Annotated in this window: 19 protein-coding genes; 8 read left to right on the top strand and 11 right to left on the bottom strand. The window is 68.4% G+C overall.

Going from position 1 to position 22,701, the window contains the following annotated elements; genetic code table 11:
* Positions 1 to 115 precede the first annotated feature (115 nt).
* Positions 116 to 631, top strand: a complete 516-nt coding sequence (locus tag K5L49_RS15575; RefSeq protein WP_223694133.1) for a glycosyltransferase — start codon at positions 116 to 118, stop codon at positions 629 to 631.
* Here the strand turns inward: K5L49_RS15575 and K5L49_RS15570 are convergent.
* Positions 628 to 1,392, bottom strand: coding sequence for an IclR family transcriptional regulator (locus K5L49_RS15570; RefSeq protein WP_223694131.1), 765 nt, complete (start codon positions 1,390 to 1,392; stop codon positions 628 to 630). The two genes, K5L49_RS15575 and K5L49_RS15570, sit on opposite strands and share 4 nt — an antisense overlap.
* A 178-nt stretch (positions 1,393 to 1,570) precedes the next feature.
* On the opposite strand from K5L49_RS15570, the gene K5L49_RS15565 reads away from it, so the two are divergent.
* Both K5L49_RS15565 and K5L49_RS15560 read left to right on the top strand, forming a co-directional pair.
* Positions 1,571 to 2,983, top strand: a complete 1,413-nt coding sequence (locus K5L49_RS15565) for an Ig-like domain-containing protein (protein ID WP_223694129.1) — start codon at positions 1,571 to 1,573, stop codon at positions 2,981 to 2,983.
* Positions 2,980 to 3,411: a hypothetical protein gene (locus K5L49_RS15560; protein WP_223694127.1), complete on the top strand. Its 432-nt coding sequence runs from the start codon at positions 2,980 to 2,982 to the stop codon at positions 3,409 to 3,411. Before K5L49_RS15565 ends, K5L49_RS15560 begins: the two co-directional genes overlap by 4 nt.
* Positions 3,412 to 3,455: 44 nt before the next feature.
* On the opposite strand, the gene K5L49_RS15555 is transcribed toward K5L49_RS15560, so the two are convergent.
* Positions 3,456 to 4,940 carry a helix-turn-helix transcriptional regulator gene (locus K5L49_RS15555; protein WP_223694126.1) on the bottom strand — a complete coding sequence of 495 codons (1,485 nt, stop codon included), beginning with the start codon at positions 4,938 to 4,940 and terminating at the stop codon, positions 3,456 to 3,458.
* 168 nt (positions 4,941 to 5,108) lie between these two features.
* Here K5L49_RS15555 and K5L49_RS15550 point away from each other — a divergent pair, with 168 nt between their 5' ends.
* Positions 5,109 to 5,483 (top strand): PLDc N-terminal domain-containing protein, encoded by a 375-nt coding sequence (locus K5L49_RS15550; RefSeq protein WP_223694124.1) that lies wholly within the window; start codon positions 5,109 to 5,111, stop codon positions 5,481 to 5,483.
* Positions 5,480 to 6,412: a DUF1214 domain-containing protein gene (locus K5L49_RS15545; protein WP_223694122.1), complete on the top strand. Its 933-nt coding sequence runs from the start codon at positions 5,480 to 5,482 to the stop codon at positions 6,410 to 6,412. Before K5L49_RS15550 ends, K5L49_RS15545 begins: the two co-directional genes overlap by 4 nt.
* Here K5L49_RS15545 and K5L49_RS15540 read toward each other — a convergent pair.
* The 5 genes from K5L49_RS15540 to K5L49_RS15520 all read right to left on the bottom strand — a co-directional run bounded on the left by K5L49_RS15540 (position 6,409) and on the right by K5L49_RS15520 (position 13,343).
* Positions 6,409 to 7,575 (bottom strand): ROK family transcriptional regulator, encoded by a 1,167-nt coding sequence (locus tag K5L49_RS15540; protein ID WP_223694120.1) that lies wholly within the window; start codon positions 7,573 to 7,575, stop codon positions 6,409 to 6,411. The genes K5L49_RS15545 and K5L49_RS15540 overlap by 4 nt on opposite strands.
* A gap of 65 nt (positions 7,576 to 7,640) precedes the next feature.
* Entirely contained in the window at positions 7,641 to 8,981 is a 1,341-nt protein-coding gene (locus K5L49_RS15535) for an ABC transporter substrate-binding protein (protein ID WP_223694118.1), read from the bottom strand.
* A complete protein-coding gene (locus tag K5L49_RS15530; RefSeq protein WP_223694117.1) occupies positions 8,978 to 11,416 on the bottom strand; it encodes a glycosyl hydrolase family 95 catalytic domain-containing protein in 2,439 nt (812 codons plus the stop codon). The genes K5L49_RS15535 and K5L49_RS15530 overlap by 4 nt, the downstream gene beginning before the upstream one ends.
* A complete protein-coding gene (locus K5L49_RS15525) occupies positions 11,413 to 12,381 on the bottom strand; it encodes a carbohydrate ABC transporter permease (RefSeq protein WP_223694115.1) in 969 nt (322 codons plus the stop codon). Before K5L49_RS15525 ends, K5L49_RS15530 begins: the two co-directional genes overlap by 4 nt.
* Entirely contained in the window at positions 12,378 to 13,343 is a 966-nt protein-coding gene (locus K5L49_RS15520) for a carbohydrate ABC transporter permease (RefSeq protein ID WP_223694113.1), read from the bottom strand. Before K5L49_RS15520 ends, K5L49_RS15525 begins: the two co-directional genes overlap by 4 nt.
* 116 nt (positions 13,344 to 13,459) lie before the next feature.
* On the opposite strand from K5L49_RS15520, the gene K5L49_RS15515 reads away from it, so the two are divergent.
* Both K5L49_RS15515 and K5L49_RS15510 read left to right on the top strand, forming a co-directional pair.
* On the top strand, positions 13,460 to 15,664 hold the full coding sequence (locus tag K5L49_RS15515; RefSeq protein ID WP_223694112.1) for an alpha-galactosidase: 2,205 nt from the start codon (positions 13,460 to 13,462) through the stop codon (positions 15,662 to 15,664).
* A gap of 65 nt (positions 15,665 to 15,729) precedes the next feature.
* Positions 15,730 to 16,662 (top strand): acetylxylan esterase, encoded by a 933-nt coding sequence (locus K5L49_RS15510; protein ID WP_223694110.1) that lies wholly within the window; start codon positions 15,730 to 15,732, stop codon positions 16,660 to 16,662.
* Here the strand turns inward: K5L49_RS15510 and K5L49_RS15505 are convergent.
* From K5L49_RS15505 to K5L49_RS15495, 3 genes are all read right to left on the bottom strand, one after another.
* Positions 16,639 to 17,649, bottom strand: coding sequence for an aldo/keto reductase family protein (locus K5L49_RS15505; protein WP_223695315.1), 1,011 nt, complete (start codon positions 17,647 to 17,649; stop codon positions 16,639 to 16,641). The genes K5L49_RS15510 and K5L49_RS15505 overlap by 24 nt on opposite strands.
* 81 nt (positions 17,650 to 17,730) lie before the next feature.
* Positions 17,731 to 18,933, bottom strand: coding sequence for a putative lipid II flippase FtsW (gene ftsW / locus K5L49_RS15500; protein WP_223694109.1), 1,203 nt, complete (start codon positions 18,931 to 18,933; stop codon positions 17,731 to 17,733).
* Positions 18,921 to 20,198 carry an LCP family protein gene (locus K5L49_RS15495; RefSeq protein WP_223694107.1) on the bottom strand — a complete coding sequence of 426 codons (1,278 nt, stop codon included), beginning with the start codon at positions 20,196 to 20,198 and terminating at the stop codon, positions 18,921 to 18,923. The genes ftsW and K5L49_RS15495 overlap by 13 nt, the downstream gene beginning before the upstream one ends.
* 201 nt (positions 20,199 to 20,399) lie before the next feature.
* Here K5L49_RS15495 and K5L49_RS15490 point away from each other — a divergent pair, with 201 nt between their 5' ends.
* Positions 20,400 to 21,791 (top strand): NtaA/DmoA family FMN-dependent monooxygenase, encoded by a 1,392-nt coding sequence (locus K5L49_RS15490; RefSeq protein ID WP_223694106.1) that lies wholly within the window; start codon positions 20,400 to 20,402, stop codon positions 21,789 to 21,791.
* A gap of 54 nt (positions 21,792 to 21,845) precedes the next feature.
* Here the strand turns inward: K5L49_RS15490 and K5L49_RS15485 are convergent, their stop codons facing one another.
* Complete coding sequence (locus K5L49_RS15485) at positions 21,846 to 22,694, bottom strand: sulfurtransferase (protein WP_223694104.1); 849 nt, start codon at positions 22,692 to 22,694, stop codon at positions 21,846 to 21,848.
* Between the last annotated feature and the right edge of the window lie 7 nt (positions 22,695 to 22,701).

Raw genomic sequence — 22,701 nt, 5'->3', positions numbered from 1 at the left:
GTGAATACGACATTCAGGCGCTCTCCGAGGACCTGCCGCCGGACGGGTATGCCCGACCGAACCGAACGCGAATGCGGTCGGCGAATCGGAGCACCCCGAACGGCCGAGAGTGCTGGTGAGTCTGAGCACGACCTGGTTTCCGGGACAGGTCGAGGTCTACCGCCGGATCGTCTCCGCCCTCTCGCTCCTTCCGGTCGACGCCATCGTCACGACCGGCGGTATGGCGACGGCGCAGCAGCTCTCGCCGCCGGCGAACGTGAGTGTGGTCGAGTTCGCCGATCACACCGCGATCATGCCCACCGTCGATCTGGTCGTGTCGCACGGCGGACATTCCACGACGATGAAGGCGCTGATCAACGGGGTGCCCTGTCTGGTGATCCCGATGCACCCGCTGATGGATCAGCCGTTGGTCGGCTCCGCGATCCAGGATGCAGGACTCGGCCTCACCCTGAAGAAGAGCGCGAAATCCGCGGTCATCGCCGAAGCGATCCGATCGATCATCGCCGATCCACGGTTCCGGGCGGCGGCACACGACGTCGCCCGTCGCGAACGCGCCGCCGACGGCTCCCGCACCGCCGCCGATCACCTCGCGCGTCTGCTCCGACCCGACGCCGGGGTGCGCGAGGGCTAGTGCGCCGCCGCGGCGGCGATGATCGTCCGTTCCGAACTGCCCGGTTTCGCGGCGGCGCGGAGCACCCGCTCGATCAGAGCCGTCGAGGCCGTGATCCGTTCCACGACGGAGACGCAGGCGAGTGCCCCCTGGAGCGGGAGAGCGCCCGGCCACGGCACCGCCAGGCAGGCGAACCCGGGAAGGTACTCCTCGACCTCGATGAGGCTCCCCTGTTCTCTGATCCGCTGCAGCCTGTCGCGGAAACGACTCGCGGTGGTGATGGTGTTCGGGCCCGTCGCCGGCAGCGGATCGGGCGGGAGGAGGGCCAGCGCCGCCTCGTCCTCGAGCTGGGAGGCCATGACCTGACCCACCGCACTCGCCCAGACCGGGGCCGGGTCGAAAACCGGCACGTAGTCGTAGAGGTCTTCCGGCCCCTTCGAGACGGCGAGGTAGTAGCCTCGGCTTCCGCTGAGGACACTCGCGACCGCGTCGCAGCCGGTGAGCCCGGAGATGACGTGCGTCAGGCGTTCTGCCCGGCGAGAGAGGCTGCGCTGCGCACTCCCCGCGCCGAGCACGGCGGCGCGAGGCCCCAGAACGGGTCCGTTCTCGGCACGGGTGACCCAGCCACCCGCCTCCAGGGAGGCGACGAGTCTCGACATGGCCGATTGATCGAGTTCGAACCTCCTGCTCAGCGAGGCGACGCTCCGCTCGCCCGAGCCGATCGCTTCGAGGACTTCCAGCCCTCTGGCCAGCGACGAGTACGCTCCCCCGGCTGACGTCATGGGTTGCATTATATGCATGAAAGATTGCGGCATGGTCCGGATGCTCCTACTCTTCGGAAGGGTTCGACCGGATCCGCGCCCACCCGAATGCCCGCGATCGCGTGTGAGATGAGGCCCAGGATGCGAGCCAGACACCCTGCTTCGGCGAAAAAGACGGCTCCGCCGCCTCGCCGTCCTGATGGCCGTCGGCTTCGCTTGCGCTTCGGCCCCGGCCGCAGCGGCCGGACTCGGCCTCGCTCGCATCCCGCAGGCCGCCGCCGCTTCGGCTCCCGTCGCCGTCAGTGATGCGTACACCATCCAGGTCGGTCAGACGCTCTCCGTCGGCGCACCCGGTGTGCTCGCCAACGACACCGATGTGCCGCCCGGCGCGATCGCGAAACTGGTGGGCGGAACGTTCAGCCGGGGAGTCGGCACGCTCTCCCCCAACGGCGCGCTGACCTACGCTCCGAGCACGAACGTTCCCGGCACCGACGTGATCGCCTATTGTGTCGCGGATGCGGGCGGAACGTGCCTCTCCCCCAACGGCTTCATCACCGTCACGGTCGCCGTGCCGTTCAGCGACGTCGGGATCGCCATGTCCGGTCCGGCGTCGACCCCGGCGAACGTCGACATCGCCTATACGATGACCCTCCACAACGCGGGACCACTCGATGCGACGAACCTGATCATGACGGACTCGCTGACGGGACTGTCGACGTTCCGGTCGCTGACCATCCCGCCCGGCTGGAGCTGCGAGCCTCGGGCCGTCGGCGACATCGTGGGTGCCTTCACCTGTCAGAGCGATCCCGCCACGACCCTGCCCGTCGGGCAGAGCGTGTCGTTCACCCTCACCGTCCATGTCGCAGCCAACTCGGTGGGCATCACCAATCAGGCAGCGCAGACCCACACTCCGACCGATCCGGTCTCGTCCAACGACTTCACACAGATCTCCACGAGCATCGAGCCCTCCTCCGCCGACCTCGCCGTGACGCTGACCGCCCCCGGCACCGTCGCAGCGAACGGCACGATCACCTACACGGCGCTGGTCGTCAACAACGGCCCCGACGCCGCGACCGGAACGAGCTTCACCGACAATCTCGACGCGCAGACGACGTTCGTCTCGCTGACGGTCGCGCCAGGGTGGACCTGCCCGACGGTACCCGCCGTGGGCGGTCACGGTGGGGCGACCTGTTCGTATCCGGGCGGCTTCGCTGCGGGTGCGTCATCGACCTTCACGATCGTCGCCAAGGTCGAGGGCACTGCCGCTGGAACATTGACGAACAACGCGTTCGTCTCGAGTGCGAACCCTCCCGACCCGAACTCGGCGAACAACACGGTCGCCGCTCGCACAACCGTCACCGCGACGGTGCCGGCCGATCCACCCCACCCGCCCGGCACCGCCCCGCCCGGCACCACTCCGCCCGGCAGTGCTCCAGCAGACCCGCAGCCCTCGCCCGCGGACCCCTCCGCCGTCGCCGCGACGGAGCTGGCGAACACGGGCCTCGAGCTGACCTTGCCCGCCGCCGGGGCCGGTCTGTTCGCCTTCGTCGGAGGTCTGATTCTGACCGGACTGGCGCGCAGATCCACTCGTGAACAGAGAGTGCCGCGATGAGCCGCCGCAGGAGATCCCTGAACCCACGCCTGGCCGTTCTGGCCGTTCTGGCCGTCGCCGCACTGCTCCTCTCCGGATGCGCGGCCTCGTCCCCTCCCGCCGGTTCCGCCCCCGCATCCCGGGCGGCGGCGGATGCGGCCACCACCGCCTCGTCGGCCCCGGCGGCGGGCGGCAATCCGGTGAACGGTGCAGACTTCTGCGCGCTCCTGACCGGACTCGAACCTCGGCTGTCGACGGACGGCTCGACCGCCGGGGCCCTCGCAGACCTGTCCATCGAGTTCGCAAGCTGGCTCGACACCCACGCCGAGCAGAAGCCCCGAACCGCGGCCGACCTGGATGACGCCTCACGAACGAGCTGCCCCGAGGTCCGCACCAGCGTGCTCAAAGCCCTCGGTGCAGACAGCTTCGACCGGGCATTCAACGGCTAGAGCGTCGTCCGTCTCGCGGCGCGGGGGCGCATCCCGGCTGGTCTCTAACCTGCATCTCGCGCGCCGGCGGCGTGGACGGCCGCTCGTCTCGTGGTGACGCCGAGCTTCCGGTAGATGGAGCGGATGTGCGTCTTCACGGTGGGGTAGGCCATGCCGAGGTGGGTGGCGATCTCGTCGGCGGTCATCGTCGTGCGCAAGCACGCGAGGACATCCTTTTCTCGCCGGGTCAGGATCCCGGTGTGCAGCTGAGAGAGCCGGCCACGCCGTTCGAGGATGGTGTGCAGGAGTTCCTGATGCCGTGAGCCGCGGTGGACGTGCGCACCGAGCAGATCGCCGATGACGCTGTCGGCGGCGAGGAAGGGGGCGATGAGCCGCTCGGGGGTCGCGGCCTCGAGTGCCCGGTCGAGTTGTTCGTGTGCGTGCGGCCCGTGGCCGGCGGTGGCGCGGAGCGCGGCCGAGGTGACGAGCGTGCTCACCAGGGCGTAGCGCGGCAGTGCGGTCGACGAGGCGAGCCGGAGGGCTTGGGCCGCGAGAGTGGTCTCGCCCATTCTCCGGTAGAGCTCGGCGAGGAGAGCATGCGCGACCGCGGCACCCGTGTGGGTGAGCGCGGGCGCGGCGATGCTCAGCGCACGCTCGGCCTGCCCTTCGGCGTAGGCGAGCCAGGCCGATGCGACGCGCCGCAGGGTGTCCCACGGAATGCCGTGCTTGTCGCTCTTGCTCACGCCCTGGAGCAGCTCGGCCGCGGCGTAGTAGCGCTCCGTCCTCCCCACAGCGACGAGACTCATCACGAGGTACAGGCGGGCGAGAGCTTCGAAGTTGGAGCCGGGGCTCCCCTCGACGATGATCGAGTCGAGCTGGGCGACGGCCTCATCGAAGTCGCCGCGCCAGTAGGCGATGCTCCCCCGATTCGCCTCCCGGAGGCCGCCCTCGAAACGATCCCAATCGGAGGTGGCCGGAGCGGTCGGGAGCGCATCCAGAACCTTCTCAGCCTCGGTGAACAGGCCGGCGTGGGTGAGCGCGAACGCCAGATTGGATTGAGCGAGGCGGAACGTCTCCGCATGACCGTGGAGGCGGGCCTCCTCCGCAGCCGAGCGGAGCAGGCCGATCGCGCCGGCGAAATCACGGCGGAGCCGGACCTCCGTCCAACCGAGCAGGAACAGCGCGGAAGGGTAGTCATCGTCGGGCCCGCACTGCGTGAGCGCGCGCCGTGCGCGGTCGGCGAGCGCGGCCTTGGCGGGACCGTCCGCAGCGAGCAGGAGATCAGTGAAGCAGGCGACGAAGTCGTCGGGGGCGACACGCATCCCTTGGCCACGGAGGAAGGTCGCCCCGTAGGAGTCGCCGAGGAGGTCACGGCAGCACGCCCGGATGAGCAGGATGTGCGGGTCGCGCGGGTCGGGAGCGTCGAGGCAGAGCTGCTCGAGCTCGCCGGTGTGGGATTCCAGAAGGAGGCGGAGCCAGTTCCTCCGGAGGACGGCGACCACCTGGTCGGGTTCGCTGGAAGCGATCTCCTGACGCACAGCTCCGATCATGCCCCCACGATATCGGCGCACATCCCCGGCGGGGAGCAAGTATGACCGCCGATCTCATCCGCCGAGGATGAGACCGGGATTCCGGCCCGCCGAATCTGACAAGACTTGCAGCGACGAACCGAATGCGTGCGCCCGCGCCCGCACCGACAGAAATGGACATCAACGGATATGTACTTCTGGGAGATCCTCGGCTGGATGCTCTGGGCGACCGTCTTCATCGGCTACCTGTTCGCGCTGTTCGCGATCATCGGCGACCTGTTCCGCGACCGTGGGCTGAGCGGCTGGTGGAAGGCCCTCTGGGTGATCTTCCTGGTCTTCCTGCCCTTCCTCACCGCGCTCGTCTACCTGGTCGCCCGCGGGCAGGGGATGGCCGCGCGCAGCAGCACGGCGGCGCGCGAGGCTGAGGATGCCGCGCAGTCGTACATCCGAGACGTGGCGGGGAAGACCCCGGCCGAAGAGATCGCCGCCGCCGCCGCGCTCCGCGAGGCCGGTACGATCAGCACCGAAGAGTTCGAGCAACTGAAAGCGAAGGCACTGTCATGAAGGTCACCGTTCTCAACTTCGTTCGCGCTGAATCCGACCTCATGTTCTCCCGGCTCGCCGCCGGCGCCGGCCTCGGCCGGTGGAACCACACCCGCGGGTTGAAGGGTCTCGACGATCAGCCCATCATCCGGCAGAACCGCGACACCCTCTACAGCAGCGTGATCGTCGATGTGCGCGACGGCGTCACGGTCACCCTGCCAGACACCGGCGGGCGGTACATCTCCGTCGCTGTCGTCAGCCAGGATCACTTCATCCCGCTCATCCTGCGCGAACCGGGAGAGCACCGGCTCACCCCCGAGCTGGTCGGCACCGACTTCGCAGCGCTCCTCGCGCGCATCCTCGTCGACCCGAACGACGCCGCTGACGTCGCCGAGGTCAACCGCCTGCAAGACGGCCTGCTTCTCACCGGCGGCGGCACGGGAGCCTTTCCGCTGCCCGACTACGACGAGTCTTCGCAGACGGAGACCCGCGACGCGCTCCTCGCGCTCGGGCGCGGCGTCTCGACCTACGACCACGCCTTCGGCACGAGCGCCGAGGTCGACCCCGTCAGGCACCTGCTCGGTGCCGCCGGCGGGTGGGGCGGCCTGCCCGAGTACGAGGCCACCTATATCAGTGTCGACGAAGGCCTGCCCGTCGCCGACTATCGGCTGCGCCTCGCCGACGTGCCGGTCGACGCATTCTGGTCGGTGTCGCTGTACAACGCGGCCGGCTACTTCGAACCCAATGCGCTCGGCGTGAACAGCATCAACAGCCTCACCGCGGTGCCCGATGCCGACGGAAGTGTCACCGTGCACTTCGGCGAGCATCCGGAGGGGACACCGAACGCCTTGCCCATCATGCCGGGGTGGAACTACACGCTCCGGCTCTACCGCCCGCATCCGTCGGTGCTCGACGGCTCGTGGGTCGCCCCTCGCCCCGAACGCGTCTAGACGACCAACGAGCGGATCGCGGTGGCGGCCGCGCCGCGCGCCCAGTCTTCGAAGGTGTGCGGCCGCACGACGATGCGACACCGGTCGGCCGAGGCGAAGACGTGCTCCGCGTATGACCGACGGAGCGAGGTCTCGAGGAGGTCGAAGTTCGCCACGCCCTCGCCGCCGATGATGACCAGTTCCGGTCCCACCAGGTTGACGAGGCTGGCGATGGCTGCGCCGATGACCTGACCCGCTTCGGCGAAGGCGGCGACGGCGGCGGGGTCGCCCCGGCGGCCGAGCTCGACTGCCTCGTCGATGGAGACGCTCCGGCCGTGGGCTTCGGAGACGACGGCCACGATGGCGCTCGTCGCGGCGACCGCCTCGACGCAGCCGCGACGACCGCAAGCGCAGATCCTGTCGGGCGAGGTGAGCGGCAGATGTCCGATCTCACCGGCCACCCCGTATGCACCTTCGACGACCTCGCCGTTGAGGTGGAGGCCGCTTCCGATCCCCCGGCCGATGGTGACGATGGCGAACGAGCTGGTGCCCAGGCCGACACCGAACCAGTGCTCACCGATCGTGAGCGCGCGCACGTCGTTCTCGACGACGATGCGCTGGTCCAGGCGTTCCGCCAGGGCGGCGCCGAGGTCGACGCTGCGCCAGTTCATCAGAGCCGAGTCGCGGACGACCCCCGAGGTCATGTCGACGTCGCCGGAGACGGCGACCCCGATGCACGCCAGGCGCGATCCGAGGGCACCGAGCCTCCCCTGCAGCCGTGAGCAGATCGTCACGATGGCGTCGATGACGGCCGCGGGGTCATGGGAGGTCAGCGGCAGCCGGTCGGAGAGGATGGTGCGAGTGGTGACGTCGGTGGCGACCCCGATGAGCTCGTCGGCGTTCACCTTGACCCCCAAAGCCACGACGGCCTCGGCGACGACCGCGACCGGGCTGACCGGCCGCCCCGGCAGCCCGGTGAGCGTCGGGTCGAGCGAGTCGTTGACCAGTCCGGCGGCTGCGAGAGGGGCCACCGCTCTCGTCACTGCGCCCTGAGAGAGCCCGGTGAGCCGGGCGACGTCGATTCTGCTGATGGGGCTGCGCGTCAGGATGGTCGTGAACACGCGTGTCGCCGCGTCGGACAACGAATCGAGCAGCACTGTGCGCGTCTTCATCTCATCGTTCATCGTGCGCCTTTCATCGGGTCGGCGGGCGAGGGATGCGCCCTCGCCCGCCGACCTCGGAGTGCTGCCTACTTCTTGGACAGGATCTCTTTCGACTTCTCCTGCGCCGACTTCAGGAAGGAGGTGTCGCCCTCCCCATTGAAGAATGCCTCAAACATCGGCTGCAGTGTGTCCACGAGCTCCTGTCCGTTGGCGGTCGGGGGCGCCGGGTAGAGCTCGCCGCCCTTCAGCGCCTCGACGAAGCTGGAGATGTCGACACCCTCGGCCTTCTGAGCATCGACGGTCGCCTGCAGCGCCTGCGCGATCGAAGGCAGGAAGGTCGCCGTCTTTCCGGCGATGGTCTGGCAGCCGACGGTGCCCATGTAGGAGACCCACTTCCAGGTCTGGTCGACGTGCTTGGTTCCGACGTAGATGTTGTTCGCGTTCGAGTTGCTGATCATCCCACGCCCGTCCGGGCCCTCCACGGTCGGCGCGATGCCGACCTTGAGGCCGGGGACCTTCGTCAGCGTCGTGGCGTTCCAGGTTCCGTCCTGGGCCATCGCCACTTGCCCTGCGCCCATCTGTTCGGCCGAGGAGACGGTGAACTGACCGAACTTCGGCATCAGGCCGCGGTCGCCGAGGGTGCGGATGTAGTCGAGCGTCTTCGCCAGGCGGGGGTCGTCGAACGGGAGCTGCTTCGGCCACGCCTTCACGTCACCCCCGAGCTTCCAACCGAGCGTGGTGACGAACGGGTTCCAGGAGGTCTGACCGTTGAAGTCGCCCGCGGCGAGGGTGCCGATGCCGTAAGTCTTCACGTTGTTCTTGTCGAAACCGGGCTCATCGCCGCGCTTGCCGTTCTTGTCGACGGTCAGATGGGCGACGATTTTGTCGAAGGTCCCACCGTCGTCAGGGTTCCAGGTCATGTTCTTGATCTGGTCGTCGGTGAGGCCGGCCGCCTTGACCATGTCTTCATTGAAGTAGATCGCCGCGCCGGCCCAGTCCAGCGGGATGCCGTACTGCTTGCCGTCGGTGTACTTCCAGGAGTCGACGCCGATGTTGAACGTGCTCATGTCGAAGTTCGACTTCTTGATCAGATCATCGAGGGGCATGATCTGCTTCTGCCCGGCGTACTGACCGAGCAGCGGGACGCTGTTCTGGAACGCGTCCGGTGCGGTGCCGGAGACGAAACCGGCGGTCAGCTTCGTGAAGTAGTCGTTCACGTTGTACTGCGAGATCTTGACCGTGATGTCGGGGTTCGCCTTTTCGAATCCCGGGATGCACAGCGCGTAGTTGGCCGCCTGGTGATCGTCCCAGGTCCACCAGTTGACGGTCACTTTTCCACCGGAGGCGTTGTCGGACGAGCAGGCCGCCAACCCGACGGTCGCAAGCGCGGCGGCGGCGATGCCGGCGATGATGCGGAGCTTTTTCATGAGTTCCTCACTGTGATTGCCCGGACACCTTCGTCGGTGTCGGGATGGGGGTGGTGTGGTGGGTTCGTGACGACGTAGGTCCCCGTTCCGGGGATCTGAACGTCGATGTCCGTGGCGCCGTACCTCACAAGCACCTGGCACGGCTCCGGACGCAGATTGTGAAGCACGGCTTCGTCGAGCCGACCGTCGGACCAGGTCAGGTCGACGGCGAGCCCTCCGCGCGCGCGGAGACCGTCGACGTGGCCGAGGGGCCACGCCGACGGCAGTGCGGGGAGGAGGTCTATGCCACCGTCGTGACTCTGCAGCAGGAGTTCGGCGATAGCCGCGGGGAAGCCGAGGTTGCCGTCGATCTGGAACGGCGGGTGGGTACTGAACAGATTGGGGAGGAGTCCTCCCCACTCCGATCCGTCGACCGGTCCGTGCCGAAGCGAGTCGCCGTCGAAGGGGGTGAGGGCCTGCATCAGCAGGTCGGCGGCGATGTCTCCGTCGCCGAGCCTGGCGCGCAGGGCGATCTTCCACGCCCAGGACCAGCCCATCGCCCCCGGGCCGCGCGCGTCGAGGAATCGCCGTGCCGCCTCGGCGAGCTCCGGAGTGGCGCGCGGTGTGATGAGATCGAGCGGATGCAGGCCCACGAGGGGCGAGAGGTGGCGATGCCCCGGCTCGGCATCCTCGACGTCGGCCGACCATTCGCGCAACCGCCCGTCGCTGCCGACGGGGGGCAAGGGGATGGTTGCGAGGGCTGCCTCGATCTCGCCGCGCAGCGGATCGCCGGCGTCGACCGTGTCGATCGCACGAAGCGCACGCTGGAAGAGCGCAGCGATGAGCTCGAGGTCCATCGTCGCCGTCAGCCCGAGGGCCCTGGCGCGCCCGTCTCCATCCCGGTACATGTTCTCCGGCGAGGTGGACGGGGCGAGGAAGGCGGTGCCGTCCGCTCCGACCTGGAGCCAGTCGAGGCAGAACGCGGTGGCGCCCCGCAGCAGCGGCCAGATCCGGTCGCGCAGCAGTGCCGTGTCGCCGGTGAACTCGTACTGATCCCACAGTGAATGGCAGAGCCAGACCCCGCCCATCATCCAGATCGCCCAGCTCGGGGCGCCGTGCCCCATGCCGACCGGAAGGCTCCACCCCCAGAAGTCGCTGTTGTGGTGCGCGACCCAGCCACGGGCGCCGTAGAGCTCGCGAGCAACGTCACCCCCGGTGCGCGCGATGCGCTCGACGAGGGCGATCTGCGGTTCCGCGGCTTCGGTGAGCCCGAGGGGTCCGGCCGCCCAATAGTTCATCTGTGTGTTGATGTTGATCGTGTAGTTCGAAGACCAGGCCGGTCGGAGTTCGCCGTTCCAGATGCCCTGGAGGTTCGCGGCCGGTCCGCCTGGCCGCGACGACGACTCGAGCAGATAGCGGCCGTACTCGGCCGCAACCGTCGCCCGGAGCGAGTCGTCGGCACCGCGGAGGACGTCCCCCTCCACGTCCCAACAGCCCCCGCGCCTGCCGCCGATCGCGAACCGTGCCGCCGCCGGACGACACGCTGAAGTGTCGCTCGCGGCCGGGGAGGCGTTCTCGGCGAACGCGCCGAGCGCGCGCTCCCGAGCCCGGTTCCGGATCGTCTCACGCGAGACGCTCCGCCACTCGTCGTCCGCGCCGGCCCACCACGACTCAGCGCGGGTCGACGACGAGAGGGCGATCAGCAGCCGGCCGGCGTGACGGATCGTCAGACCGGATTCGTCCGACTCCGTCATGCCGTCACTCCGCACCGCGAGAACCGCGGAAGCGAAGCCGTCATAGCCGCCGTCGTCCGCGTCCGCGTAACGGCGCGGGGGGACGACGGATTGTTCGTGCAGGGGTGCGCCATCGATGGGGATGGCGATATCGAGCCCCAGGATCCCCTCCGCAGCTCGGCGGCCGAGCTCGCGGAGCGGGGTCGCCAGGCGGATGCGCACATCCGGGAGCGGCTCGTCAGAGTCGATGGTGATGACGAGCGTCTTCGCGTCGATACGAGAGACCCGTCGAACCTGCGCGGTGCCGACCGTCAACCGTTCTTGGACGATCGCCCGGTCGAGGTCGAGCACCCGGGCCGGCACTCCCACTGTCGGTGTCGCTCCGGGGATCCCGACGAAGAGATCGACGAACGGCAGGAACTCCTGGCTGTAGTCGCCCTCGAAGCTCAGCAGCAGTCGCTCGGCTTCGTCGAGGTCGCCTGCCGTGAGCGCCTCCCGCACCGCGAGAAGGCGGTCCGGGCCGGCACCGCCCCCGACCACCCGCCGGAGCGCGTCTGCCGGTGTCTGCGGGGTTCCCGACCACACCGTCGAATCGTTCACCTGATAGCGGCCGTCGGAGCCGCCGAAGACCATGGCGCCGAGCAGGCCGTCGCCGAGGGGGATGGCCTGCTCCCAGCTGTCGGCGGGTCTCCGCCACGCGAGCCGAAGGGTGTCGTCGGTCATTTGAGCCCCGAGAATCCGATCGAATTCACGATCCGCTTTCCGAAGGCCATGAACAGGATGAGCATGGGCAGCGCCGCCACGAGGGTCGCCGCCATCAGCCCGGCCCAGTCCGGCTGCGTCTGCGGCGACGACTGCTTGAAGACGGCGAGGCCGAGTGTCAACGGCTGCACACTGGCGTCGGAGGTGACGAGCAACGGCCAGAAGTAGTCGTTCCACACCCCGATGAAGCCGAGGATCGAAAGAGTGATGATCGGCCCGCTGGTCATCGGGATCGTCAACCGGAACAGGATGCGGAGCTTCCCCGCACCGTCGATGAGCGCCGCCTCTTCGATCTCGGTTGAGAGGCCCAGCATGAACTGCCGGAGGAAGAAGATGTTGAAGGCGGAGAAGAGGGCGCCGGGCAGGATCATCCCGGCGAAGGTGTTGAGAAGTCCGAGCTCTTTGATGAGCACGAAGTTCGGCAGCAGGGTGAGGATGCCTGGAACCATCAGGGCGGCGAGGAAGAGCGAGAACACGAGTTCCCGACCGCGCCACTGGAGCCGCGCGAACGCATAGGCGGCGATGAGGGAGAAGAACACGATCAGCACGGTGGAGACCGTCGCATAGATGACCGAGTTGACCAGATAGTGCAGAATCTGCACCGTCGCGCCTGAACCGCCCTGGGCGATCGCCTCGTGGGAGTCTTCCAGACCGAGCACACGGAGGAACGGCCCGAAGGTGAAGCCGACGGGGAACGGCGACGACGGGTTGGCGATCATCGCGAAATTGTTCGAGAGGGAGGATCTCAGCATCCAGTAGAACGGGAAGATCGTGACCACGACGATGATCGCAAGGTAGACCCAGGCGATCGTGCGGCCCGCGGTGAGCCGTCGTCGCGAGCGCTTCCTCGGCGTTCTGGTGGAGAAGGCGGAGGGCGCCGCGGCCATGGTGGCGGTCGTGGCGTCGGTGGTCGGTGCGGTCGTCATGCGTTGTCCGATTCGCTCGCGCGCAGCAGTCGCATCTGCACGAAGGTGATCACGATGAGGATGGCGAACAGCGCCAGCGACATGGCAGAGGCGTATCCGAAGTCGAATTGTCCGAACGCCTTCTGGTAGATGTACATCTGCAGCACGTTGGAGGCGTTGGCCGGCCCGCCCTTCGTGGCGACCGAGACGATGTCGAAGACCTGGAACGCGCCGATCACGTTGAGCACGACGACCAGGGCGAGAATGGGCCGGAGCAGCGGAAGCGTGAGACGGAAGAACATCTTCGGCTCGCTGGCCCCGTCGATCCGGCCCGCCTCGTAGATCGAGGGCGGGATCGTCTGCATTCCGGCGAAGATGATGATCGAGGTGTACCCCATGTTCTTCCACACCTGGATGAAGGCCAGCGACGGGATCGCCCACTCCCGCGAGGTGAGGAAGCGGATGCCGTCGCCTCCGAGAGCGTGGACGAGCTGGTTCACGATGCCGAGCTGAGCGTCGAGCATCCACGACCAGACGGTGGCGGCGACCACACCCGAGATGAGGAACGGCAGGATGATCAGGCCGCGCAGAACCGTGGAGTTCGTCACGCGGTGCAGCACGGCGGCCGTGAGGAGGGAGACCGCCAGGGTGAGGACGACGGCGATCAGCACGAAGTAGACGGTGATTCCGAGCGACTGCCAGAATGTGCCGTCCTGGGCGAGTTCGACGAAGTTCTGGAAGCCGATCCAGTTCGGTGCGCTCAACAGTCGGAAGTCGGTGAAGCTCAGGTAGATGCCGCGCAGGGTCGGGTAGAGGGCGAAGACGAGGAATCCGATCATCGCCGGCGCGATGAGGATCCAGGCGAGCCGGCCGTCGCCCCGATGGGACGGCGCGAACGTGTTCGCCGGCCGACGGGTGCGCCGTCGTGACGAGCCTGCGGTCTCAGTCGGGTGGACAGCAGGAGGAACGTTGGAGATCGTCATTGGTCTTCCTTCTCGGCCGCCGACGGATCGTGTCTCCGTCGACCGGGGGTTGCAGAACACACAGTAGACATGGTTAATTGTCACTGTCAAGTAACTGACCCACGAGGAGCTCTTCAATGCCTGACGACTACGGCGGCGTCGTTTCCCTGCGCGCTTCAGGGACGTCTCTCGTCATCGACACGGCGAGGCGAGTGCCGCGTGTGCTGCACTGGGGAGCGGATCTCGGACCCCTCGACGGCGAGACAGCGCAGGCGTTGAGCGAGACCGCCGGACCAGCCGTCCTCAACAACTCACCGGATCTCCCCCGCGCCTTCAGCCTGTGGCCGACCGAGTTCGAGGGATGGGCGGGCACCCCGGCCCAAGAAGGACACGCCGCCGGCTCCGCGACGACCCCGCGACCGGAGACCGTTGCCGTCCGCCACCGACCAGACGGTGAGAACGGCGGAGTCATCGAGATCGACCTGGTCGACGAGATCACCGCCCTGCGCTCCACGATGACGCTCGACCTCGACCCGTTCGGCGTGCTCGCCGTCGGCATCACCGTCACCCGGGATGCCTCACTCGCCCCCGAGACGGCCGCCACGCCCTACACACTCGACGCCCTGCGAGTGCTCCTCCCCGTGCCCGACCGTGCCGTCGAGATCCTCGACTTCACCGGCAAGTGGTGCCGCGAGCGCGCCCCGCAGCGCGGGCCGATCTTCTTCGGCAGCCATGTCCGCCGGGCCCGGCGCGGGAAGCCCGGCCACGATGCCCCGTTCCTCGTCGTCGCCGGCACGGAAGACCTGTCTTTCGGTCGGGGGGAGGCGTGGGCGACCCACCTCGCCTGGAGCGGGGACGCGGAGTACCTCGTCGAGAGGCTCACCGAAGGGGCGGGCCCCTTCTCAGCGACCATCGGAGTCGGAGAGGGGCTGCGCCCTGGAGAGATCACCCTCGGCGACGGCGACAGTTACACCGCACCCACAGCGCTTTTCATCTGGTCGGCGAACGGACTCGACGGGATCGCGAGTCGTCTGCATCGTCGGCTGCGCGCGCGTCCGGGCCACCCCGCCACCCCACGCCTCCTGACGCTGAACTCGTGGGAGGCGGTCTACTTCGACCACGACCTCGACCGGCTGACCGCCCTTGTCGAGCGCGCCGCCCGCGTCGGAGTCGAACGCATCGTGCTCGACGACGGGTGGTTCCACGGGCGCCGCGACGCGAACGCAGGCCTCGGCGACTGGTTCGTCGACCGATCGGTCTGGCCCGATGGGCTCTCCCCGCTGGTGGAGCTCGTCCGCTCCCACGGGATGCAGTTCGGCATCTGGTTCGAGCCGGAGATGATCAACCTCGACTCCGACCTCGCGCGCGCGCATCCGGAGTGGGTGCTCGGGCCGCGTCAAGCGCTCGGCGCGACCGCGCGAGACCAGTACGTCCTCGACCTGAGCCGGGTCGAGGTGTACGAGCACGTCCTCGCGCAGATCAGCACGATCGTCGAGGAGTACCGCATCGACTACATCAAATGGGACCACAACCGCGATCTGTCGGAGCCGGTGAGCGGTTCCGCCGGGATCGACCACCCCGTGGTGCACGAGCAGACGGTCGCCCTCTACCGGATGCTCGACACGCTTCGGGCGCGGCACCCCCGGCTGGAGATCGAGACCTGCTCCGGCGGCGGCGGCCGGGTCGATCTGGGCATCCTGGACCGCACCGATCGCGTGTGGGCCTCGGATTGCAACGATCCGGTGGAACGTCTCCAGATCGAACGCTGGACCCGGATGCTCGTTCCACCGGAACTCATCGGCTCGCACCTCGGCGCCGCACGATCGCACACGACCTCGCGGCGCACAGATCTCTCCTTCCGGCTGATCGTGGCCTTGACCTCCCACGCGGGGATCGAGTGGGATCTGCAGGAGGCCGACGACGACGAGCTCGAACGCATCGCCGGGTGGGGGGCGGTCTATCGCGAGCTGCGCAGCCTCATCCACACCGGCCGGGTCGTCAACGCCGACCTCGCCGACGACGCCACCGTGCTCTCCGGGATCATCGCCGACGACGATGCCCGCGCGCTCTACACCTGGGCCCGCCTCACCACCTCGGCGCCCGGCCAGACCGGCCGGGTGCGGTTCCCCGGTCTCGCCGCCGATGCCCGCTATTCCGTGCGCATCCGGAACGAGTTCGGCCCGGCCAGCCGCCACCAGAGCGCCGATCCGTCGTGGATCGCGGAGGCGCTGCACCCGGATGGCGTGACCATCCCCGGATCGGTCCTCGCGGTCGCCGGAGTTCCGATGCCCACTCTCAACCCCCAGCAAGCGATGCTGTTCGACCTCGTCCGTCTGCCCTGACGCAACCGCGCGGCCACGACGTGTTCCAGTACACCGTGAAGAAGTAGCAGGAAGTCAGAATCTCGATGACGTCCCCTCCTGCCGTCGCCCCGCTGGGACGCGAGCCTCTGCCGACCCCGGCCGACTACCGCGCATTCTGGGCGACGGCGATGGATGAGGCACGACGCTTCCCCCTGGCGACAGACCTCACTAGGGTCGACACCGGGCTGACCGCGATCGAGGTGTTCGACGTCACCTTCCGCGGTTCGGGGGGACGGCCCGTGCGCGGCTGGCTGAGGCTGCCGTTACACCGCGCCGGCCCCCTCCCCGCGGTACTCCACGCCAACGGCTACGGCGCGGGCAGGCTCAGCCCGATCGACGACCTGACCTGGTCGGCCGCGGGCTACGCCCACCTCATCGTGAACACGCACGGCCAGGGCGGCGGCAGCAGCGGGCACCTCCTCGACGGGATCACAGACGCCGAACGTTCGTACTATCGGGGCGTCTTCGTCGATGCCGCACGGGCCGTCGACGTACTCCGGAGCCTCGACGGAGTCGACCCGACCCGGGTGGCCATGATCGGCAACAGCCAGGGAGGGGGGATCGCGCTCGGCATCGGCGCAATCGTGCCCGACCTCATAGCTGTTCTCGCGCAGGCGCCATTCCTGACCGATGCTCCCCAGGCACTCCGACTCGCCACGAGCGGGCCCTGGACCGACCTGCGCGACTACCTGGCCGAGCATCCCGATCGGGCCGACACGGTCGCCCGCACCCTCTCCTATGTCGACGGAGTCACCTCCGCCCGGCATGCGACGGCGCCGGGATGGATCTCGGCGGGACTGGACGACCAGATCTGCCCACCGCAGACCGCCCGCACGGCCGCCTCGGCCTACGCCGCGCCGGTGACCCTCCGCGAGTGGCCGGGCGCCGGGCACGAGGCCGGTGCCACCGCCGACCGCCAGATGGCTCTCACGGTGCTGCGGGAACGCTTCGGCTCAGGCCTCGCGCGTCTTCGGTGAGCGCTCTGCGGTGTGCGCGGGGTCGCGTTCGATGACGTCGCCGAGGATCCCGTCGATGCGGGCGAGCAGCTCGGCCGGGATGACGACGCCAGACGCTTTCACGTTCTCGGTCACCTGCTCGGGGCGGGATGCACCGATGATCGCGGTCGCGACGTTGTCGTTCTGCAGCACCCAGGCGACGGCGAGCTGGGCCGGCGTGAGGTCGAGCTCGGCGGCGATCGGCCGCAGCTCCTGCACCCGGGTGAGGACGTCTTCGGTGAGCCAGCGCGAGACGGCGTCGGCTCCACCTCGTCGGTCGGTCGCCCGGCTCCCCTCGGGAAGGGCGGCGCCGGGAAGGTATTTGCCACTCAGCACGCCCTGCGCCACCGGCGACCAGACGATCTGGGAGATGCCGAGCTCGACCGAGGTCGGCACGACCTCCGCCTCGATGACGCGCCACAGTGCCGAGTACTCCGGCTGGTTCGAGATCAGCTGGACGTTCAGTTCTTTGGCGAGGGCCGCGCCGGCACGAAGCTGGTCGGACGTCCATTCGCTGACGCCGATGTACAGCGCCTTTCCCTGTCGCACGATGTCGGCGAAAGCCTGCATGGTCTCTTCGAGCGGGGTCTCGACATCGAAACGGTGCGCCTGGTACAGATCGACGTAGTCCGTCTGCAGTCGGGAGAGCGAACCGTCGATCGACTCCATGATGTGCTTGCGGGAGAGGCCGACGTCATTGTGGCCCTTCGGCCCGGTCGGTCCGAAGACCTTGGTGAGAATCTCGAGCGACTGACGACGCTCCCCCTTCAGCGCGGCCCCGAGCACCGTCTCGGCCGCGGTGTTCGCGTAGACGTCGGCGGTGTCGAACGTCGTGATCCCCGCATCCAGGGCCGCTCGAACACAGGAGGAGGCGATGTCATTCTCGATCTGCGAGCCGTGCGTGAGCCAGTTGCCATAGGTGATCTCGGAGATCTTGAAACCGGAGTTGCCCAAATACCTGAACTGCAATGTCATGCCTTTCGATCGAAGACGTCACCGTCGATCGTAGGCACTCGGATTCATTTGCGCCAACAGTGATTGCTTCTTGGATTATGCACTTCCGCCGCTGAATGTGGGCGGCCCTCCCGCGGCCATCGGCGTTCGCCCGTCGCCCGACCGGCGGGTGAACGAGAGGACGATCCCGACCGCGATCAGGGAGCTGACCAGCGCCGTTCCACCCGCCGACACGAGTGGGAGGGGCACGCCGAGCACCGGGATCAGCCCGAGCACCACCCCGATGTTCACGAATGCCTGACCGATCAGCCAGACCATGATCGCCGCGGTGGTCACCCGCGCCGCCGGGTCTCCAGTGCGCATCGTCATCCGCACGAGCACCGTGGCGAGCATCCCGAACAGCAAGACCACCAGAAGAGCACCGATGAGACCGAGCTCTTCACCGATGATGGCGAAGATGAAGTCGGTGTCTGCCGACGGCAGCCACGACCACTTGGAGTGGGAGTTGCCGAGGCCGACGCCGAAGACCCCACCGGAGGCCAGCGCGTAGTGTCCGTTGTTCAGCTGCCAATCGACATCGGGGTTCACCGCGCTGGTGCCCCCGAAGAAGGCGGCGATACGACCACGGCGGGTCTCGCTCGAAACGGCGATGAGCACGGCCGCGACCGAGACCGTCGCCACCGCGACACCGAGATGTTTGAGCCTCGCCCCGGCGAAGAAGAGGGCCCCGAGCACGAACGCCGCCATGATCACCGTCGTGCCGAGATCGCCGCCGAGAACGACCAGGAGAATCGACCCGCCCGCAACCGGGAGGATCGGAACGGCCAGCTGCCGCCACTCGTGCAGCACGTGCCGCTTGCGTGCGAGCACGATTCCGAGCCAGACGACGAGGCAGAGTTTGATGGCCTCCGAGGGCTGGCCGGCGATCGGACCGATGCGCAGCCAGTTCGTATTGTCGCCGATCTTCACGCCGAGCGGCGTCGTCAGCGCGATGATCTGCAAGAGGCAGGCGACACCGAGGAAGACCCAGATGGTGCGCTCCCAGAATCGCGCGGGAAGCCGCGAAGCGATCAGCATCAGCACCACGCCGATCACGGCGAAACCGCCCTGCGAGGCGAACCGGGCGTAGAAGTCGCCGAAGTCGTGGTGCGACTCGACCGACGACGACGACAACACCATCACGAGCCCGAAGATCACCAGAAAGAGCGTCAAACCGAGGAGCACATAGAAGTCCCGCGTCTCCGCGCGCAGCACGCGGCCGAGAGAGAGCCGTGTCGAGCGCATGCTCAGTTCACGCACGGGATGGCACCGGATTCGAGCGGGGTCTTCCAATCGTGGTACACATTGGGCGCTCCCGTGGCCGGTGGGGTCGCGGGTGACGCCGGAGTGCCCGGCGGCGCGGGCGAGGCCGGCGCGCTCGGCGGATCGGTGGTCGGGGCCGGCGGCTCCAGCAGCCGCTTGACCGTGGCCCGCACCGCATCGAGGTCGACGACGTTGACGTCTTTGCCGTCGATGCGCTCGAACCGGTCGATCGGCAGCGTCGTGAAGCTGATGTTGCCCCCGGCGAGCCTGGCCGCCTGCTGCGCGAAGCTGAGCAGTTCGAAGTCTTGGTCGAGCGCGATGTACTGCTTCGCTGTGTCGATCAGGGAGCGCATCGTTCCGAAGTTCGTGAACGTGTCCGCCTGCTTCAATTTGTATGCAAGCGACACCATGAACGCCTGCTGCCGCCGGGTGCGGTCGAAGTCCGTGAGTTCGAGGTCGGTGGGCCCGGTGTCCCGCCGCTGCCGGACGAAGCTCATCGCCTGCTCGGCGGTCAGCTCGTGGCGCCCGGCAGCGAAGTCAGCCCCCGAGTACCTGTCCTGGGTGGGATGGTTGAGGCACACGGTGACCGGCTGCACCGCCTGCGCGACCGTGTAGAAGGCGGCCATCGTGATCTCGATGAAGTGGTTGATCGGCACACCGCCGAGAAACTGGGAGACGGTCGCGATCTGCGTCTGTCGGCCGGCGGCGCGGGCGGCCTGGTAGGCGTCTTCGTCGCTCATCCCGCCGGCGTTCTTCAGTTCGCGCAGCTTCTCGTCGAGCGCGAGACCATACGCCTCCTTGATCTTCGATTTACTGACGCCGTCCGGGGTGCCGGCGAGTTCCGCGTAGTCATCGCGGGGGATGGAGATGCCGACCGCTTTGCCGCCGTTCGCCGGGATGTGGATGAGCATCAGCACGTTCGCGTTGTAACCGCCGTCGGATTGGTCCCCGGCCCGTAGAGCGTTGTAGAGCACTTCGGGCAGCGCTTTGCCGTTCTGATCGACGCGGCTGTCCAGACCCATCACCAGGATGTTCGTCTCCCCGGTGTTCTGCGCCACCCCAGGCTTCGCGGAGGCGCTCGGCAGGCTGAACGTGGACCGGTGGATGCCGGAGGACACCTCCTGATAGGTGGCGATCGCGAACCCGGCTGTCACGATGAGGAGCACGGCGAGACCGCTCGAAACACCGAGGATGATCCGGCGTCGCAGTCGTCGTCGTGGTTTCGAGCGGTGCGAGACAGGACGGTCTTCTGGCAGGGACATCGATGCTCCTAACGCGGGCGTGCGGCTTTCGCAGGGCACGGCGGGATCGATGAGGCGACCCCGGCCGGCAGACCCTCGACAGTATCGGTCCGACCGGGGAGAACCCTCCGAAGTCAAGCACAGCCGTCATCGATGACGGCAGGTTGCGCCGCATGTCGACGGTCCGACGCACCGACGCGCGGGCTCAGTACGGTCACCAGCATGACCACACACCTGATCCTGGGCGCGATGTTCCGCGCCGTGGGCGCGTACCCGTCCGGTTGGCGGTACCCGGGCGCCCACCGCAACCCTCTCGACGACGCGGCTGTTCTGCGCCGGACCGCACGAGCGGCGGAGGCCGCAAAACTGGACTACATCTTCTTCGGCGATTGGCTGGCCACCGGGCACGACCTCGAGTTCCGCGACCCCTACCTGCTCGCCCGCATCGACCCGATCAGCGCTATCACGCACCTCAGCGGAGTGACCGAGCGCATCGGCCTCATCGCGACGGCGAACACCACCTACTTCGACCTGTACACGCTCGCGCGGCTGACCGCCTCCGTCGACCGGCTCAGCGGCGGCCGCGCCGGGCTGAACCTGGTGACCGGCGCCGAGCCTCGGGCGGCGGGCAACCACGGTCGGGATGCGCATGCCCCGAACGACCAGCGCTATGACCAGGCCACCGAGTTCATCACAGCGCTCACAGGGCTCTGGGACAGCTGGGAGGACGAGGCGTTCGTGCTCGACCAAGCCGCCGGGCAGTTCATAGACCCGGAGCGGCTGCACCGCACGGATGCTGTGGGCCCTCATGTGCACGTCACCGGTCCGCTCAACGTGGCTCGACCCATCCAGGGGCATCTTCCGATCGTGCACGCCGGCACTTCGCCTCGCTCGCGCCGGCTGGCCGCCGAGGCCGCCGATCTCGCCCTGGTCGCGGCACCCGGTTTGGAGGCGGCCGTGCAGGTGCGAAGCGGACTCCGGGATGCGGCGGTCACCGCCGGACGGTCGGCCGATGACCTGAAGGTGGTCACACCGGTGCTCCCGGTCGTCGCCCCGACCCGGGCCGAGGCGCAGGCGATCTTCGACGAGCTGCTCCGGCTCGTCCCGGTGGCTGACGGCTCCCTGCTGGCCCAGAGCGAATCCTTCCCGCCGAATCGGTCGCTCGGCGCTCTGGGCGAGGCGGTCGGCCTCCCGCTCGACGGCTACGCCGTCGACGATACTGTTCCCGCCGCGGTGGCGGGGCGCTTCACCGAGGCCGGGCAGCGTCTGGTCGAGCTCGTCGAGTCGCGGGCGGGACGGCGCATCGATGGGGAACGGCCGGTCACGTTCCGCCACCTCATCGCGACCCACGCGATCCCGGCGGCCGCCGTCGTCGGTAGCCCGCGAGAGGTGGCCGACCATCTCGAGTCGTGGTTCACGGCGGGGGCTGTCGACGGTTTCAATGTGCTCACCCCGTTCCTCCACGAACAGTTCGATGCGTTCACCCGGGGGGTCGTGCCCGAGCTGCAGCGCCGCGGCCTGTTCCGCACCGAGTACGAGGGAGGCACCCTTCGCGAACACCTCGGACTCCCCCTCCCCGAGAACACGCACCTGGCCCTCGAAACCGTTCCCTGACCGCTCATTCCTCCCAGCCGGGAACCACCCGATTTCCGTCGGGTGGTTCCCGGCTCAGGCGAGGGGGAGGCGGTCGTCGGCGGCCCACTCGTTGAGGGAGCCGTCGTAGACACGGGTGTCGTTGCGGCCGACGATGGCGAGCGCGAGCGCATCCGAGGCCGCCGCGATGCCTCCGCCGCAGTAGGTGACGATCGGGTCGGGTGCCGCGAGGGCGTCCGCGAAGAGTTCACGCAGCTCGGCCGCCGGGAGGAACGCGTTGGTCTCCCGGGAGACGAGCCGGCCTGCCGGCACATTCAGGCTGCCCGGGATGTGCCCCCGGCGGGGCCGGAAACCGGTCTCGCCGCTGAACTCGGCCGGCGATAGGGCGCAGATCAGGGTGGCGTTCTCGCGCCCCTCCACCACGTCCGCCACCGTCGTCTTGTCTGCCCAGAAGCCCGGGCGTTCCTCGGCGGTGAACGTCACCGGTGGGACAGGACCGCCCGCGCCCGCTTCGACGGGCCGCTGTTCGGCGCGCCACTTCTGCGAGCCGCCGTCGAGCACGAATACCCGGTCGTGCCCGAACGAGCGGAACAGCCACCAGAGGCGGGCGGCCCAATTGCCGGCGGCCCCGTCGGAGACCACGACCGTCGTGCCGTCGCCGACACCGACCGACTCGGCCGCGGCCGAGAACCGGCCCGCGGTCGGCCGGGTGAAGGCGTATCGGCCGGTGGGGTCGCTGAACGTCTCGAGGACGTCCGCGAAGCGCGCGCCGGGGATGTGCCCCTCCTCGAAACGGGCGCGCCCGCTCTCCCAGGTGAGGCGACCGTCGGCGACGACGGGCAGCACGGTCGCGTCCAGCACGACGACGCCGTCCCGATGGTCAGCCAGCCACCCGGTGCTGACGAGCGGCGATGCGGTGCTCACGGCGCCG

The organism is Leifsonia poae (assembly GCF_020009625.1).
In the GTDB taxonomy this organism is placed as follows: domain Bacteria; phylum Actinomycetota; class Actinomycetes; order Actinomycetales; family Microbacteriaceae; genus Leifsonia; species Leifsonia poae_A.
Note: the sequence above shows the minus strand (reverse complement) of the source record. Positions and strands in the feature narration are given on the sequence as shown.